The 15,494-nt window shown below is 65.9% G+C and carries 12 protein-coding genes; 9 read left to right on the forward strand and 3 right to left on the reverse strand.

The genetic code is table 11. The annotated features are described in order from the left end of the window. Positions 1 to 34 precede the first annotated feature (34 nt). The 3 genes from ABZ677_RS18520 (at position 35) to ABZ677_RS18530 (ending at position 3,473) form a co-directional block, all read left to right on the forward strand. Positions 35 to 1,510 (forward strand): iron ABC transporter permease, encoded by a 1,476-nt coding sequence (locus ABZ677_RS18520; RefSeq protein ID WP_082323575.1) that lies wholly within the window; start codon positions 35 to 37, stop codon positions 1,508 to 1,510. A gap of 83 nt (positions 1,511 to 1,593) precedes the next feature. Beyond that, positions 1,594 to 2,607 carry an iron chelate uptake ABC transporter family permease subunit gene (locus tag ABZ677_RS18525; RefSeq protein WP_358372084.1) on the forward strand — a complete coding sequence of 338 codons (1,014 nt, stop codon included), beginning with the start codon at positions 1,594 to 1,596 and terminating at the stop codon, positions 2,605 to 2,607. After that, positions 2,604 to 3,473: an ABC transporter ATP-binding protein gene (locus ABZ677_RS18530; RefSeq protein WP_358371928.1), complete on the forward strand. Its 870-nt coding sequence runs from the start codon at positions 2,604 to 2,606 to the stop codon at positions 3,471 to 3,473. Before ABZ677_RS18525 ends, ABZ677_RS18530 begins: the two co-directional genes overlap by 4 nt. A 9-nt stretch (positions 3,474 to 3,482) precedes the next feature. Here ABZ677_RS18530 and ABZ677_RS18535 read toward each other — a convergent pair whose 3' ends face one another. Together ABZ677_RS18535 and ABZ677_RS18540 are read right to left on the reverse strand one after the other, a co-directional pair. Further along, positions 3,483 to 6,005, reverse strand: coding sequence for a DUF2156 domain-containing protein (locus tag ABZ677_RS18535; protein ID WP_256986466.1), 2,523 nt, complete (start codon positions 6,003 to 6,005; stop codon positions 3,483 to 3,485). Positions 6,006 to 6,118: 113 nt separating this feature from the next. After that, complete coding sequence (locus ABZ677_RS18540; RefSeq protein WP_358371931.1) at positions 6,119 to 7,420, reverse strand: alpha/beta hydrolase-fold protein; 1,302 nt, start codon at positions 7,418 to 7,420, stop codon at positions 6,119 to 6,121. A gap of 199 nt (positions 7,421 to 7,619) precedes the next feature. Here ABZ677_RS18540 and ABZ677_RS18545 point away from each other — a divergent pair, with 199 nt between their 5' ends. The 4 genes from ABZ677_RS18545 (at position 7,620) to gndA (ending at position 12,602) form a co-directional block, all read left to right on the forward strand. Next, on the forward strand, positions 7,620 to 8,036 hold the full coding sequence (locus ABZ677_RS18545; protein WP_032398122.1) for a BlaI/MecI/CopY family transcriptional regulator: 417 nt from the start codon (positions 7,620 to 7,622) through the stop codon (positions 8,034 to 8,036). A 23-nt stretch (positions 8,037 to 8,059) separates the two neighbouring features. After that, positions 8,060 to 9,016 carry a M56 family metallopeptidase gene (locus ABZ677_RS18550; RefSeq protein WP_037189259.1) on the forward strand — a complete coding sequence of 319 codons (957 nt, stop codon included), beginning with the start codon at positions 8,060 to 8,062 and terminating at the stop codon, positions 9,014 to 9,016. A 379-nt stretch (positions 9,017 to 9,395) separates the two neighbouring features. Continuing rightward, complete coding sequence (locus tag ABZ677_RS18555) at positions 9,396 to 11,015, forward strand: DEAD/DEAH box helicase (RefSeq protein WP_230596234.1); 1,620 nt, start codon at positions 9,396 to 9,398, stop codon at positions 11,013 to 11,015. A gap of 135 nt (positions 11,016 to 11,150) precedes the next feature. Next, the gene (gndA, locus tag ABZ677_RS18560) at positions 11,151 to 12,602 is read left to right on the forward strand and encodes an NADP-dependent phosphogluconate dehydrogenase (RefSeq protein ID WP_094634437.1); all 1,452 of its coding nucleotides are present in this window, start codon (positions 11,151 to 11,153) and stop codon (positions 12,600 to 12,602) included. Between the two features lie 66 nt (positions 12,603 to 12,668). Here the strand turns inward: gndA and ABZ677_RS18565 are convergent, their stop codons facing one another. Beyond that, positions 12,669 to 13,139, reverse strand: a complete 471-nt coding sequence (locus ABZ677_RS18565) for a DUF4262 domain-containing protein (protein ID WP_358371935.1) — start codon at positions 13,137 to 13,139, stop codon at positions 12,669 to 12,671. A gap of 145 nt (positions 13,140 to 13,284) precedes the next feature. Between ABZ677_RS18565 and ABZ677_RS18570 the strand changes: the two genes are divergently transcribed. Next, positions 13,285 to 14,589, forward strand: coding sequence for a DEAD/DEAH box helicase (locus ABZ677_RS18570; RefSeq protein ID WP_358371938.1), 1,305 nt, complete (start codon positions 13,285 to 13,287; stop codon positions 14,587 to 14,589). Continuing rightward, on the forward strand, positions 14,586 to 15,485 hold the full coding sequence (locus tag ABZ677_RS18575) for a DMT family transporter (RefSeq protein ID WP_358371940.1): 900 nt from the start codon (positions 14,586 to 14,588) through the stop codon (positions 15,483 to 15,485). The genes ABZ677_RS18570 and ABZ677_RS18575 overlap by 4 nt, the downstream gene beginning before the upstream one ends. The last annotated feature ends 9 nt before the right edge of the window (positions 15,486 to 15,494 follow it).

The raw sequence follows: 15,494 nt of genomic DNA on the forward strand, positions 1-15,494 counted from the left end.
GTCCCTTCGAAAACAGCGAGGAGTCACGAGCACTGTGACAACAGCTCCGCTACTCGGCCCCCACGGCGCACGCCGGTCTTCCGACGAGCCGTACGGGACCGAAGACGTGCCCACCGGGCCGCCGCCGCGTAGCTCCCGCATCGCTGCAGCCGCGATCGACGCACTGATCGTGCTGGTCCCTCTGTTCGTCGGCTGGTCGATCGTCGACGCTCTTCGCGACGACAACGGCGGCGGCCAGGCGGACCGAATCGTGTTCGGCACCATCGCGGTGGGCGTCGCCGTAGCCCTGTTCGTCTGGAATCGCGGCTACCGCGACGGCAACGAAGGCCAGAGCACCGGCCGCCGCTGGATGGGTCTGACACTGCGTGACAGCGCCACGCACGGTCCCATCGGTGTTCGCCGTGCCCTCCGGCGCCAGTTCGGGATCGACGCTTCGTCGTCCGAGATCGTTCGAGAGAAGACCGCGGCAGCGGAGGGATTCGAGCCGATTCCCAAGGACGGTTCGGTCGCCGCGATTCGGCGCCGAAGATTGCTCGGCTTGGCCGTCCTTGTCGCAGCTCTCGTCGCCGGAATACTCGCCAGCATCGCCATCGGCGCGCGACCACTGACCTTCGCCGAAATCGCCCACGCCCTGCTGAATTCGACGGGCACCGACACCGACATCATCGTGCGCACGCTGCGAGTTCCCCGCACGGTGCTCGCGTTGGTCGTGGGAATCGCGCTCGGCATCGCAGGCGCTCTCATCCAGGGGCACACCCGCAATCCGTTGGCCGACGCCAGCCTGCTCGGCCTCAATTCCGGGGCGGCGTTCTTCGTCGTCATGGCCATCTACCTGTTCCGGTTCACCTCACCGAGTCAGTACCTGTGGTTCGCGTTCGCCGGTTCGGCGGTGGCGAGCATCGTGGTGTTCGGCCTGTCGTCGATCGGGTCCGGCAGATCGAGTCCGGTCAATCTCGCGCTGGCCGGAGCCGGCGTCGCATTCTTTCTCTCGGCCATGACCAACGCCGTCGTACTGCTCGATCAGACCAGCTTGGACGGCTACCGCTTCTGGGTGGTCGGATCCGTTGCAGGACGCGGTCTCGACGTACTGTGGCAGGTTCTGCCGTTCCTGGTGATCGGCGTCCTCATCGCGTTGGCGAGCACACCCGGCCTCAACGTCATGAGCCTCGGCGAGGACGTCGCACGATCGCTCGGGACCAACATCGCGGTCACCCGCACCGTCGGCATCCTCGCCATCACCCTGCTGACCGGCGCAGCGACCGCAGCATGCGGGCCCATTGCGTTCGTCGGCCTCGTCGTTCCGCACATCGCCCGCGCGGTGACCGGTCCCGACTACCGCTGGCTCGTGCCCTATGCGGGTCTCATGGGCGGCGTGATGCTCATGATCGCCGACGTCATCGGACGAGTCGTGGTGCGCCCGGGCGAGCTTCAGGTCGGCATCGTTCTGGCACTGATCGGAGCGCCGTTCTTCATCGCTCTCGTCCGACGCCGGAAGTTGGTCGGCCTGTGACCGCCGACCTGAAGTCCCCCACACCGACGCCCGGCCAGCGTGGCGTTCGCACCCGGCCGGCGTTCCGCTTCGGTCCGATCTCGATGGTCCGACGCCCACTGATGGTCCTGACGACCGTCCTCCTGGCGGCGGCACTGGTGCTGGTCATGTGCGTGAACATCGGCCGAGGCGACTTCCCGCTGTCGATCGCGCAGGTACTCGACGTACTGCTCGGCGGCGGTTCGAGGATCGAACGATTCATCGTGATGGACCTGCGACTGCCCCGATCACTGACCGGGCTCCTCGTCGGGGCCGCCCTCGGCATATCCGGCGCGATCACGCAGTCGATCTCCCGCAACGCCCTCGCCAGCCCGGACATCCTGGGCATCACCGCCGGTTCCAGTGCCGCGGCAGTCGCACTGATCGTGCTCGGCGGTGGCGGCAGTTTCAGCGGGCTGCTCGCCACCCTCGGCCTTCCTCTCGCTGCACTGATCGGCGGGGTGCTCACCGCGATCGCGATCTATACCCTCGCCTGGCGCAAGGGCGTCGACGGGTTCCGCCTCATTCTGGTCGGAATCGCCGTCAACGCGATGCTCACCGCGGTGATCGGCTGGCTGCTGATCAGCGCCGACATCAACGATGTTTCCCGTGCCCAGGTCTGGCTCAACGGGTCGCTCAACGGAGCCGATTGGGGCGCGGTCTGGCCGGTGGCCATCGCAGTCGTCCTCGTCGGCGGCGGAACCGTCGTCGCGACGTTCACGCTGGGTGCCCTGCGACTCGGCGACGACAACGCACGATCGCTCGGTGTTCGCCTGCAACACAGTCAGGCAATGATGCTGCTCGCTGCCGTCGCACTCGCCGCGATCGCGACCGCCGCCGCGGGGCCCATCGGATTCGTCGCGCTCGCCGCTCCTCAGATCGCGCTGAGGGTGCTGCGAACGCCCGGCCCGCCGATCATCGCGTCGGCACTGCTCGGTGGATTGCTCGTCGTGGCAAGCGATCTGATCGCGCGCACGATTCTGCCGGTGGAGCTTCCGGTCGGCATCGTCACCTCGGCCCTCGGCGGACCGTTCCTGCTCTACCTACTCGTTCGCAGTAATCGAAAGGCCTCCGTATGACAACCAGCCACACCTCGCGTCTGATCGCGAACGATCTGAGCCTCGGTTACGGCGACCGCGTCATCGTCGAGCACCTCGATCTCGAGATCCACACCGGGGTCATCACCACGGTCATCGGACCCAACGGCTGTGGAAAGTCGACGCTGCTGCGTTCGCTCGGCCGTCTGCTCAAGCCCAAGGCCGGCAGCGTGATGCTCGACGGTCGGGCCATCTCTTCGATGAAGACCAAAGAAGTGGCACGCACCCTCGGGATGCTGCCTCAGGCACCGACCGCTCCCGAAGGACTGACCGTCGCAGATCTCGTGTCACGAGGTCGTCACCCGCACCAGTCGTGGATCAGGCAGTGGAGCTCGGACGACGAGGCCGAGGTGGCGAACGCACTGGAACTGACCGGAGTCGGTGACCTCGCCGACCGACCCGTCGACGAACTGTCCGGTGGCCAACGGCAACGCGCGTGGATCTCGATGGCGCTGGCCCAGGGCACCGACATCCTTCTGCTCGACGAGCCGACCACCTACCTCGATCTGGCGCACTCCATCGAGGTCCTCGATCTCATCGACCGCCTGCACGACGAACTGGGCCGCACCATCGTCATGGTCCTGCACGATCTGAATCTGGCGATTCGCTACAGCGACCGGTTGATCGTGATGAAGCAGGGCCGGATCGTCACGTCCGGCAGGCCACAGGACGTCATCTCCGAGGAACTGCTCCTCGACGTGTTCGGCCTCGAAGCCGCCGTGATCGACGATCCGATGTCCGATCGTCCCCTCATCGTTCCGATCGGCACCCGGCACGTGTACGGGTCGGTCGGTGGACCCGTACGGTCCGAGAGCCACACCACCGCAGGTGCTTCCACCGAGCGGTAGCGCGCAGTCTCACCGCTCGATCATCGTGCGCACCAGCTTGACACCCTGACCGATCGACACGTCCGGCAGATATGCCCGGCCGATCGCATTGCCGATGCTGGGCAGTGCGGCCGGATCCGCGAAGGTCATGTGCATCGGCTCGTAGCGAGGCTGGAACTTCGACTTGAACGCCAGTAGGGAACGGAATCCGTAGACGGGTTCGAGCGTGCGTCCGAGAACGTCCAGCAGCCGCTCGAGCAGCCCCGACAGCGTCGACTGCTCGACACTGGAGACGTGTTCGGGTTGCTTCTCGTCGACCTTGGCCAGGGGTGCGCCCGAGAGACTGAGGAATCGGGCCCCCTCCTGCTCGAGCAGCAGAGCGGCCGATGCGATGAGGAACTCCATCGTGGGCCGGAAGCCCTCGGATCTGCGTCTCATGAAGTCGAGCGTCCATCCGACGATGACGCCGTCCTCGTACACCGGCATCCACGAGGTCACGCCGTGCACGGTCCGGTGCTCGTCGACGGCGATCAGGCACCGCACGTTCTCGTCGTCGACCTCCTCGAGACCGCCGAGGGTGAAGCCCATCTCGGGCATGCCCTTGTCCGCGACCCATTCCTCCGAGATCGCAGTGATCTGGTCCGTGATCGCCAGCGGAGCAGAAGGAAAACGAATCCACTCGGCGACGACGCCGGCCTTCTTCGCTCTGTTCAGTGCAGTCCGCACGTCCTGGAATCGCTTGCCGGTGAACGCAATTCCGTCCAGGTCGAGAACCGTTTCCTCACCGACCTGGATTCCACCCCAACCTAGGGAGTCGGTGATGCGGCGGACCTCGGGAGTGACCGAGTAGAAGCACGGGATCCAGCCGTTCTCGGACGCGAACTCGGCGAAGTCGACGACGTTGTCCCGCAAGGACTCCCGCGGACCGACCGGATCGCCGGTGGTCAGCGCCACGCCGGAGATGACCCGGTAGGCGACGTAGCTGCGACCGTCCGGACCGAACCAGTACTTGTTGCCGCGCCAGGTCGTCATCCACGACAGAGCAGACCCACTGCTCGACATGAGCAATCCGCGAGCGCGTTCGGTGGCGTCGGTCTCGGTGCCGTACACCGGGGTGAGGAACGTGCTGGCGGCGAGCACACAGACCACAACCCAGAACACCACGCCGGTCCACTCGAAGAGCAGGGTCGTCGGCGTGCTCTGCGGTAGCAGGGCGGGTTCGAGCCACTGCAGGTAGACCGGGGGAACCAGTCGTTGTGGGAAGTCCACCAGCAATCCGCCGAAGGACGGTGAATCGGCGAAGCCATCACGGGCCAGATATCCACCGATCGAGTAGATCAGGGCGAGTCCGACCGCCACTCCGACCACCGAGCCCGCCCATCGACGGTAGGTACCCGAAGGTGCCGAGACGTCGAAGAACTTGCGCGTGACGATCAGGACCAGCAACACGATCAGTGGCAGCAGGAACGGCACCGCAGTGCGGTACGCCGTCGGCGATTCCAATCCGTAGAACAGGGACTGGTCGTCACCGGACTCGAGGAACCGGATTGCGAAGTTGGCCACCGACAGTGCGAGCAGAATTCCCTGCGAGACCACCGCCATCGCCCACGCGAAACGCCTGCCTCGACGCAGGCCGTCACTGACCACGAGCAGGAACAGGGACGGCATGATGCTCAGGATCGTCGGACCGACTCCCCCGAGCCTGAGATCGAGCAGACCACGACGACATTCGACCGGATCGGTGGTCGCGTCGGCGCAGATTTCGCGCACCTCGGCCGCCGTGTACGGAACCCCCCGCACCACATCACGAAGTACAGCGAACGGCCCGACGGCATTGGGACTCAGGGCCGCCAGCACCGGGCCGAGGGCGCTCGCGGCGACGATCAGCGCAACCAGCACCCGGCCTTCGCGCTGGGTACCCGCCAATCGAGGGCCCCGTGCCGATCGGCCGACGATCCACGGGCCCACGATCAGACCGATCACCGCCGCAGCGAGCCGAACGACATCCTGCAGGTGTCCACCGAACAGTGCCAACGTCACCAGCAGGGCCAGTACACCGACGCGGATTCGCCTGCGCCACAACGTATCCATTCGCGAGGTCGCGACCAGGACCACACCGAAGATCCAGGTCGTCGGGCCCACAGCGGTTCCGACGTGCAACCGGAATCCCCAGTCCGCGTCGAAGGTCTTGGCCAGGACCGCGAGACCGAGGCCGAACAGCGAACCGGCCACCTGCGTCACGAACGCGGCGACGGCGAAGCGACGCGATCCGATACGCCGCTCGATCGGTGCGGCGGCGAGCAGCACCCCGACCGTGGCCACCACACAACCGGCGATGTCGGGTGCCGCCAGACCCGAGGTGAGCGGGGTCCACAGGTGCCAGTGCTCGAACGGCATGATGCCCACAGCGAAGTACTTGTCCATCTCGCCCCGGTTGTCCACGACCGCAGCAACGATCCCCATCACCCAGACCACGGCGAGCAAAGCGAAACTGACCGGTGCTCCCACGGCACCGAACACGATGAGCGCCCACACCCGCCGCAGCTGGCGCATCACGGCAGACGCAGCCGATCTCAGTGACTCGGCGCGCTGGGACATCCACGACGGTTCGGCGGGTGTGGGTGGTTCGGCGTCCGCCGCGGACGGTCGTTCCGGATCGGTCACGTTCACGAAATCAACCCTGTTCTCGTTGCCAGCCACGGCAGCTCGCGTCGGAGCCCCTCCGACCACACCGCGAAGCTGTGTCCGCCCGGAACCTCCACGTACTGCACATCCATTCCGGCAGCCTTCGCCGCGTTGTACATCTCTTGCTGACCGGGTTTGTAGTCGTTGTCGTCCGACCCCACGACGAAAATCCCGGCCGAATCGGGGTACTGACGCGATTTCAGCAGGTCGAGTGGGTTCACGGCAGCAAACGCTGCCGGATTTCCGCCGAAGGCCTCCCGGACGGTGCGATCCCTGTCTCCGAGACTGGGCTCGGTCTGACCCGACAGGTCGAGGAAGGTGGGATAGACGTCAGGATGGTTTGTCGCCATCTGGATGGAACACGTTCCGCCGTAGGACAGTCCACCGATCGCCCAGTGTCGTCGATCCGGATCGACCTGAAGAGAACTGTCGATCCAGTCGGGTACGTCGCGCGAGAGGTACGTGTCGACGTTGCCCAGCGGTGAGTCGACGCACAGCGGGTTGTCGATCGGCGAACCGGTGCCGTCGGCCACGACCACAACAGGCGCGAGGCCGGCGTGGTCGCGGGCGAAGTCGTCCATCGTCTCGGCGAGCTTGCCGCCGTTGAGCCAGTCCTCCGGGTCGCCCGGCTGCCCGGCGAGGAGTACGAGTACCGGCAGCAGCGGACGTGGATCGGAGAAATAGGCAGGGGGAAGGTATATCTGCGCGTCGCGGGCAGAGAACTTCGACGCCGTGGCCGGGATGGCAGCCGAGGTGATCCGTCCTGCGGACGGCATTCCTGCCGGTGAGGTCCATACGGAATCGAGCGGCGTTCCGGTGACGGTCCGAGAAACCGCCGCAGGCACGTCGGAGAACTGAATGCGGCTCGCGGACTCGACCCCCAGTGCAGTACCCACGGTCGGATACGCCTCGAACTTCAGGTTGATGTTCAGCGCCGAGACTGCGACAACGAGCACGGCCGCGACGACCGACGCGAACGTACCCACAACCCCGTGCGCCGCGACCGAACGTGGGGTCACCGCGAACAGGGACGCGAGGCCGACCCCGATCCAGACATAGATGGACGTCTCGATCGGATCAGGGAGTGGTCGCCACACCTTTTCGACGATCAGGTAACCGATCACGGTGACCACGACGGCCGCCGTTGCCGCAATCGGGAGCCCACGCGTCATGTACCGCCGCGAGCGGGAGACGAGCAGCCACACACCGCCGAGTACTCCGGCGACGACAACGATGACAGGCAACGGTCCGTCGATCAAAGAAAGGGAATCGAACCAATCCACGTGAGAGCTCCGCTCGTCTGACGGATTCGGACCGAGATGCGGCACGAACTACCGTCAGAATATTCGTCCGCGACACCGCGTCGATGGTGACCCGCCGAAATCCGGCAGCGGCGACTATGACCGAACGCACACCGCCTCGGCGGGCGGTACTACCACGAGTAGTACGCATCCGCGTCGGAGTAGCCGTAGACTCGGACGAATGGCTGGTCTTGGTGAACTAGAGCGCGCAGTGATGGACCATCTGTGGGAGTCGTCGGATCCCCAGACCGTTCGACAGGTCCACGAGGCACTTGCGACGCATCGCGAACTCGCGTACACGACGGTGATGACGGTGCTGCAGCGACTCGCGAAGAAGAAGCTGGTCGTGCAGCAACGCGACGACAGAGCGCACCGCTACGCACCGTTGCACGGCCGCGACGAGCTGGTCGCGAGCCTCATGGTCGACGCACTGTCGCAGGCGCCGGCATCGGGTGGACGCGCAGCGGCACTCGTGCACTTCGTCGGTCAGGTGGGGGCCGACGAAGCCGCCGCCCTCCGTGAGGCGCTGGCCGCGTTGGAAGTGGCACAATCGACATCGAAGTCCCCTTCGGCTGGAGATGGCCGTCCGACGGACTGACGCTCGCGGCAGTAAGTGAGGACATGAACTCGACGACTGCGCTGGTATTCGCAGTACTCGCGCTGATCCTGGCTGGGCCGGTTCCGGCAGTGCTCGCTCGCGCGAGTTGGCCGTACCGGTCACCACGCGCGGCGCTCGTGCTGTGGCAGGCGATCGCTCTCGCAGCGGTGCTCTCGGCTTTCAGCTCCGGTCTCGCGATCGGCGGACTGTTGCTGGTCCCAGGACCGGATGGTCGCCCCACCACGGCACCCACCGACGAGATCGACGCGCTCGGTCTCCCCCTGTGGATCCTCTACGTCGTCGTCCTCGCCATCACGCTGGGCATCGGTGCCAAGCTCATGTTCTCGGTCGTTCGGGTAGCGGTCAGAACCCGTCGTCGACGATCGAGGCATCGCGTGCTCGTCGATCTTCTCGATCGAAGCGACTTGGGCGAAAACCCTTTTCGTGGTCTTCGCGATGCAGACATCCGCGTACTCGACGCGGCCGAACCGATCGCGTACTGCCTACCCGGTCTGCGTCAGCGGGTAGTTCTCAGCCGGGGAACGTTGGCCAGCCTTTCCGAGGCGGAGATCACCGCCATCCTCAGTCACGAGCGGTCGCACCTGCGCGCCCGCCACGACCTGGTCCTCGAAGCGTTCACCGCCGTCAACGAAGCGTTCCCACGGATCGTCCGCAGCAAGTCGGCACTCGGCAGTGTGCAGCTGCTGGTCGAGCTGCTCGCAGACGACTCGGCAGTCAAGGTCACCGGACCCACTCCGTTGGCCAGGGCACTGGTCACGTGTGCCGGGTCCACCGCACCGCGTGGCGCGATGGCGGCCGGAGGTCCGCACACCCTCATCCGTGTTCAGCGCTTGAGCGGCCCGGGCAGCGATGTGCGCATCGCCGCGGCCGCCTACGCGGCGGCCGTCGTGATCCTCGTTCTTCCGACGATCTACGTGGCCATGCCGTGGCTGGAGGAACTGAGCAAGCTCGTCGGGTGAGTCCGTGCGCGATCGGGGTCGCACAGGTCACATCGACTCGACTCGAACAATTCGCGCTACGTCCCGTACAGTAGAGACCGGTCGCCATCGCGACCTAGCAATCGAAATGGCACAAACAGCCCCACTTTATGCAGTTCTCATCTGCATTCTGATGGCCAGGTGACAGTGCCCTGGCTCGTATCAATGTGTTCTGGCTGTTTTTCGTGTTTCCCGGTTATTCGGGTGCTCTCAGCTTCGGGCTTATTGGCGTGCCCGTAATCCGGAGAGGCTTTACTGCGTGACCCACGCTGTTTCCAACACACCCGTTTCCACCACTTCCGACACCACGGCAGTCCCGACGCCCGCAGCGGCACCGGCCTTCACCTTCGCCGATCTCGGACTGCCCGAGGCAGTCGTCGCCGCATTGGCGCGCAACTCGATCACCGTGCCCTCCCCCATCCAGGAGAAGGCACTTCCCGACGCGATCGCCGGTAAGAACGTCCTCGGTCGTGCGCAGACCGGCTCGGGCAAGACCCTTGCCTTCGGCCTGCCGATCCTGCAGCGCCTGTCGCTGCACACCGACCGCCCGGCTGCCAAGCGCCCGCGTTCGCTCGTGCTGGTCCCCACCCGCGAGCTCGCGTTCCAGGTCGTCGAATCCCTCGCTCCCTATGCCAATGCCCAGGGTCTGCGAGTCATGCCCGCCGTCGGCGGCACCCCGTTCAACAAGCAGGTCGAGCAGCTCCGCCGCGGAGTCGACGTCCTCGTCGCCACCCCGGGTCGCCTCGCCGATCACCTCCGTCAGGGCACCTGCATCCTGGACTCCATCGAGATCACCGCGCTCGACGAGGCCGATCAGATGGCCGACATGGGCTTCCTGCCCGAGGTACGTGCCGTCCTCGCCGACACTCCGGCAGACGGACAGCGCATGCTGTTCTCGGCCACCCTCGACCGTGAGGTTCAGTCGCTGGTACGCCAGTTCCTGCCCGATCACGTCGAGCACTCCACCCAGGACGGCAAGGCCAGCGTCCGGACCATGGATCACTACGTGCTCATGGTCGACCGGGGTCAGAAGGATCTGGTTCTCTCCGAGATCGGTGCCCGCGAAGGCGGCCGCACCATCATGTTCGCGCGTACCAAGCTGGGCTGCGACGGAATCACCGATCGCCTGCGCGCGCTCGGTATCGCCGCGGAGTCACTGCACGGCGGCAAGGCACAGAATCAGCGCACCCGCGTTCTCGAGCGCTTCAAGAACGGCCGCACCCCCGTCCTCGTCGCCACCGACGTTGCCGCTCGCGGCATCCACGTCGACGGCATCGACCTGGTCGTCCACGTCGATCCGCCCGCAGACCACAAGGACTACCTGCACCGCGCAGGACGCACGGCGCGCGCAGGCGAGAAGGGCACCGTCGTCGCGATCGTGCTCCCCAACCAGCGTCGTCAGGTTCTGCGTCTGACCGGGATGGCCGGCGTCAAGGCCACCGCCGTCAACGTCTCGCCCGGTTCGGCCGAGCTGAACAGCATCACCGGGGCGAAGAAGCCGACCGGTGAGCCCCTGCGCGCCGAGTCCGCTCCCCGCGACCGGAACAGCCGTCCCGGTTACCAGGGATCGAATCCCCGTAGCGGCGGTGGATACCAGGGCTCCAACCCGCGCAGCAGCGGTGGGTACCAGGGCTCCAACCCGCGCAGCAGCGGCGGATACCAGGGCTCCAACCCGCGCAGCAGCGAGGGCTACCAGGGTGACCGTCCCCGCACCGGATACCAGGGTTCGAGCCCGCGTAGCGAGGGCTACCAGGGCTCCAACCCCCGTAGCAGCGGCGGATACCAGGGCTCCAACCCGCGCAGCAGCGAGGGCTACCAGGGCGATCGCCCGCGTCGCTCCGACTCGAGCTCGTACCGTGGCTCCGACAACCGTCGTCCCGCGTCCGGCCCCCGCCAGGACGAGCACCGCTCCGGAGGCTTCCGCAGCCGCACGGAACGCCGTTCGTACGACGGTTTCGACGGTCCGGCTCGCAGCCACTGATCGGTTCGTCACCGTGAGGTCGTGATCCGACCTGAACTGCACCAACGGGTGCCGCATTCTTCGCGAATGCGGCACCCGTTGTCGTTGCCGGGGGGTTGGCTCGCGCGAAATCTCTCGGCAGGGAAAGCTGTCGGTATGACCTCAGCAGCAGAACCGACAGAACTGGCTCAGATCGGAGTCACCGGACTCGCCGTCATGGGCTCCAATATCGCCCGCAACTTCGCCCATCACGGCCACACCGTCGCATTGCACAACCGCAGCGTCGCCAAGACCGATGCCCTGATCGCCGATCACGGCACCGAAGGCACCTTCATTCGCACCGAAACCATCGAGGAGTTCGTCGCCGCTCTCGCGAAGCCGCGCCGAGTGCTCATCATGGTCAAGGCAGGCGACCCCACCGATGCGGTGATCGAGGAGCTTGCAGGCGCGATGGAGGAGGGCGACATCATCATCGACGGTGGTAACGCCCTGTACACCGACACCATCCGTCGCGAGGCGGCCATGAAGGAGCGCGGATTGCTCTTCGTCGGTGCCGGTATCTCCGGCGGCGAAGAAGGCGCTCTCAACGGACCGTCGATCATGCCCGGTGGTCCGGCAGAGTCCTACAAAGCTCTCGGGCCGCTGCTGGAATCCATCGCAGCACAGGTCGACGGCACGCCGTGCTGCACCCATATCGGACCCGACGGCTCCGGCCACTTCGTCAAGATGGTCCACAACGGCATCGAATACGCCGATATGCAGCTCATCGGTGAGGCGTACAACCTGTTCCGCGATGCCCTCGGCTACACGCCGGCTCAGGTAGCGGACGTGTTCACCGAGTGGAACAACGGTGATCTGGAGAGCTACCTCGTCGAGATCACCGCCGAGGTTCTCCGCCAGGTCGATGCGAAGACCGGTCAGCCTCTCGTCGACGTGATCGTCGACGCCGCGGAGCAGAAGGGCACCGGTCGCTGGACCGTCAAGGCGGCTCTGGACCTCGGCGTTCCCGTCACCGGTATCGCCGAGGCCGTGTTCGCTCGGGCTCTGTCGGGGTCACGCGCTCAGCGCAAAGCAGCCGTCGGACTCGCCTCCGGAACACTCGCCGACAAGCCGACCGACGCAGAGCAGTTCACGCACGACATCAGTCGGGCTCTCTACGCGTCCAAGATCGTCGCCTACGCACAGGGCTTCGATCAGATCGCCGCGGGCAGCACCGAATACGACTGGAATCTGCATCCCGGTGACCTCGCCACGATCTGGCGTGGTGGCTGCATCATTCGCGCTCGGTTCCTCGATCGCATCAAGGACGCGTACGACGACAACGCCGAACTGCCCAGTTTGATCCTGGCCCCGTACTTCCGTGATGCCATCGAGAACGCCATCGACAGCTGGCGTCGAGTGGTCATCACCGCGGCTTCACTGGGCATTCCGGTCCCTGCGTTCGCGTCCTCGCTCTCCTACTACGACGCGTTGCGGGCAGAGCGTCTACCTGCCGCTCTGACACAGGGTCAGCGGGACTTCTTCGGGGCGCACACCTACGAGCGAACCGACTCGGAAGGAAAGTTCCACACCCTGTGGAGCGGCGATCGTTCCGAGATCGAAGCCTGACCGAGAAGCTTCCGCCGGTGGCGCTGCGTTCACCACGCAGCGCCACCGGTACAGCACGGGAACCGGTCAGCCGGGTACCGGCCCGAGAATCGGTTGGACCACCGTCGACGGGATCCCTTCCCACGGCAGTGCACCTTCGAGGTCCTTCCACACCGCCTGTACGGCACTGAAGCAACCTGTGCCGTACACGTCGGATGCCGTGTACAGAATGTCCGCACAGTCCGGAACATCGATGGTGAATATCTCGAATCCCGCGGCAGAGCAACCGATTCCGGCTTCGAGTTCCAGCATCCCCGAGGCCACCGACGCGCCGAGTGCGTTCAGTATCCGAGAGGATTCGGTCGGCCCACGCCCCGTCAGGACTATTTCCGGACTCCCGAAATCGGTGAGGCCGACGGTGTAACAGAACGCCGGGTGGATTCCGTCACGGTCGACCTCGGATTCGACGTATTGCAATGCCCACCCGAATTGCTCCATGGTGCGCCTGACGTCTCCGATGTACTCGTCGACGCCGAAGCCCTGACACATCTTGCACATAGCTCCCCCACACTCTGCGTGCGATCGCCCCCTCGGCAATCACCGTGTCGAACGCCGATCGAACATGCGTTCTACCCCGAGTATTGCGCGGGGCACCGACAAGAAGATTCCGACGCCTGGTGGACGCAGCGGTAGGGTCACAGCCATGCCGGGTCAATCCGTTCGATCGTTCGCAGAACTGGGACTGCCCGTGGTTCTCGTCCACTCGCTCAGAAAAGCGGGTGTCTCGGAGCCGTTTCCGATCCAGTCCGCGGCCCTGCCCGATGCGCTCGAGGGCCGCGATGTACTCGGCCGTGCTCCGACCGGATCGGGAAAGACTCTCGCGTTCGGGCTTCCGTTGCTCGTGCGGCTTGCCGGCCGTCGCAGTGAGCCCGGTGCTCCGCGTGGACTCGTGCTTGCTCCCACTCGCGAACTCGCGCTCCAGATCCAGGAAGTCCTCGACATCCACGGCGCGACGTTCGGCCTACGCAGCGTCGGTGTGGTCGGCGGCGTCCCGCTCGAGCGCAATGTCCGAGAGATTCAGCGCGGAATCGACATCGTGGTTGCCACCCCCGGTCGCCTCAACGACCTGCTCGCGCGACGCTCGATCACGTTGAATCGCGTGGAGGTGACCGTGATCGACGAGGCGGATCGCATGGTGGACATGGGATTTCTGCCTCAGGTCGAGTCGCTTCTCGCCGCGACACCGGCCGTCGGCCAGCGGCTGCTGTTCTCGGCGACCCTGGACGAGGACGTCGACCGCCTGGTCGCGAAGTTCCTGAACGATCCGGCCGAACATTCCACGGCGGAGTCGGTGAGCGAGCCCGACATTGCGCACTACGTGTTCAGGGTCGATGCTGCCCGCAAGACCGAAGTGGCTGCCGCACTTGCCAACAGAGACGGTCGCACGTTGCTGTTCGTCCGCACCACTCACGCGGTCGACCGACTCACCGACGACTGTCGCCGGCTGGGCGTATCGGTATCGTCGTTGCACGGCAACAAGACTCAGGCACACCGCACACGTTCGCTTGCCGCTTTCGGCGACGGCGCATCGACCGCGCTGATCGCGACCGACGTCGCGGCACGCGGGGTTCACGTCGACGACGTCACCCTCGTGGTCCACGTCGACCCACCGTTGGATTCCAAGGACTACGTGCATCGCGCAGGCCGCACTGCACGCGCCGGAGCCAGCGGAACCGTCGTGACGTTGGCCACCGCCGAACAGCTGGATCACGTGTGTGCGATGGCAGGCGACGCCGGTGTCTCGGCAACGGTGGTCGACACCGAGACCGATCCCACCTCGTGGCGTCGTCTGACCGGGGCGCGTACACCCATCGGCAGACCGCTGCCGGCCGAGGCTGCGGAATCACCCGCACCTCGTGGTTCACGACGCGGTGCCGCACCCGTCCGACACGAGCGAAGCGGGCGGACCGGAGGCAGGCGGGGCGGCAGCAGAGGACGACGCGGGTGACGGCCTCCTGGTTGTCGATCGCGCTCGCCCTGGTTTCGGCATTCCTGTTCGCCTGTGCATCGGTGGCACAGCAGAGCGCCGCAGCATCGGTTCCCGAGGGAACGTCACTGCTCTCGGCCCTGATCCGAAGCCCGAGGTGGTGGGTGGGCGTACTCGGCGACGGGGGCGGATACGCGGTTCAGATCGCTGCGTTGTGGGTCGGTTCTGTCCTGGTCGTACAGCCCTTGCTGGTCACCGCCTTGCTGTTCGCCCTCCCGATGTCGGCGAAATTGGCGGGCCGGGCACTCCCCGCCTCGACGTGGGCGCTCGCATTTCTCCTGGCTGCGGCCCTCGCGGTGTTCATCGTGGTCGGCGATCCCAGCGAAGGTGACACCGACGCCCCTCTGTCCGACTGGATCGTGCCGCTGATCATCGCCGCGGTCGTGATCGGTGGCGCTGCGGTGGGTGGTCTCCTGCTCAGAACTCCCGGCGCGCGGGCTCTGTTGCTCGGAGCCGCGGGAGGCTTGCTGTTCGGGTTGGCTGCGGCTCTGACGAAGTTCGTCACCGATCTGGTGGAGAGCGACCTGCTCGGTGCACTGGCCGCCTGGCAGACCTACGCCCTGGTGGGATCAGGTGCTCTCGGGTTCTATCTGCAGCAGCGCGCATTTCAGGTCGGCCCCCTGTCCGCGTCGCTACCGGCCGTCACGATCGGCGAGCCTCTCGGCGCGGCGTTCATCGGCATCGCGGTTCTGGACGAGCGAATCAGAACCGACGGGGCTTCCCTCGCCATCATCGCCGTGGCGGTGTTCGTCATGGTCGTCACGACGATTCGACTGTCGCGGACTCAGGCGTCGACCCGCATCGAAACGGAGACGATGGACGGGGCGTCGGCCCCACCGATTGCGACCGACCGGTAGTCTCGATCA

The organism is Rhodococcus sp. NPDC006774, assembly GCF_040636045.1.
Taxonomy (GTDB): domain Bacteria; phylum Actinomycetota; class Actinomycetes; order Mycobacteriales; family Mycobacteriaceae; genus Rhodococcoides.

Bases quoted from the DNA above. Each gene is read 5' to 3' on its own strand.
- ABZ677_RS18525 (WP_358372084.1), top strand. From the start codon at position 1,594: ATGGTCCGACGCCCACTGATGGTCCTGACGACCGTCCTCCTGGCGGCG.
- ABZ677_RS18545 (WP_032398122.1), top strand. From the start codon at position 7,620: ATGGCTGGTCTTGGTGAACTAGAGCGCGCAGTGATGGACCATCTGTGG.
- ABZ677_RS18535 (WP_256986466.1), bottom strand. From the start codon at position 6,005: ATGCGCCAGCTGCGGCGGGTGTGGGCGCTCATCGTGTTCGGTGCCGTG.
- ABZ677_RS18530 (WP_358371928.1), top strand. From the start codon at position 2,604: ATGACAACCAGCCACACCTCGCGTCTGATCGCGAACGATCTGAGCCTC.
- ABZ677_RS18565 (WP_358371935.1), bottom strand. From the start codon at position 13,139: ATGTGCAAGATGTGTCAGGGCTTCGGCGTCGACGAGTACATCGGAGAC.
- ABZ677_RS18570 (WP_358371938.1), top strand. From the start codon at position 13,285: ATGCCGGGTCAATCCGTTCGATCGTTCGCAGAACTGGGACTGCCCGTG.
- gndA (WP_094634437.1), top strand. From the start codon at position 11,151: ATGACCTCAGCAGCAGAACCGACAGAACTGGCTCAGATCGGAGTCACC.
- ABZ677_RS18550 (WP_037189259.1), top strand. From the start codon at position 8,060: ATGAACTCGACGACTGCGCTGGTATTCGCAGTACTCGCGCTGATCCTG.